Origin of the sequence: Brucella ciceri (assembly GCF_041930145.1) — a bacterium.
Classification (GTDB): Bacteria; Pseudomonadota; Alphaproteobacteria; order Rhizobiales; family Rhizobiaceae; genus Brucella; species Brucella intermedia.
The window spans coordinates 1-797 of sequence record NZ_JBHEEV010000037.1; the positions used below are offsets into that span (position 1 = coordinate 1).

Below are 797 nucleotides of genomic sequence, written 5' to 3' on the forward strand. Positions count from 1 at the left end.
CTTGAAAACGGACATGAGAATCACAAATCAAGCCAAACGGGAATCCCGAATCCGGTCAACAGCGACATGCTTTAGCTACTGCTACAGCGGAAATTGTATAGTAAATTCAATAGTTGGAAGGGATGTATGCCCGGTGGCATGTCCGGACTTCAAATCCGGGAGGGGCCGATAGATGGTCTTTGGTGGGTTCGACTCCCATTCTCTTCCGCCATTCCAATTGAAATTGTTGAGTTTTACCCGATCCCCTAACTTAGGAAAGTGAGGCAGGCGGCAATTTTTAGCCGCTCTTTCGCCTATTCATGTAGTAACCCATGCTTCTACCTTGGCGCGCATAGGCGATTCGCTTCGGGCCGATTTTGACTCGACATGGAGTTTCCCCTCTTTCGCCATTATGGATAACAGGGCGCGAGACATAGTTGTCGCCTCTGTTGCTTCTTTCGGCGACATGAGCACGGCTTATTTTCATTTGCTATTTCGGATTTCGTCCCCTTTCTCGTGGTGGGGCACAGCTCCGTCGGATGTCCTGGCGAATGACGTTTCAGACGAACAAGGGCGCGTCGCCTGCTGAAGATCGAAGCTCGCGGGCCGGTTGCTCCTCCGAGCCACAGAATTTGCCTCAACTGGCACCGCCCCTTGAATAACTGATTGGTAGATATTCGGTCAACGATTAACACCCCGCCAGCCACTACCTGGCGGGTTACCACCATGAAACGCGAAGAGTGGAGTGCCCCCCATTTCGCCGGACAAATCAGCTATTGAGACAATGCTTTGATGAACTCCCTTGGGGAGGCCATTTT

The 797-nt window shown here is 51.6% G+C and carries 1 tRNA gene; it reads left to right on the forward strand.

The annotated features are described in order from the left end of the window. The first annotated feature begins 115 nt into the window (after positions 1-115). Positions 116-211 (forward strand) — tRNA-Sec (locus tag JNC63_RS21870). Positions 212-797: the final 586 nt, after the last annotated feature.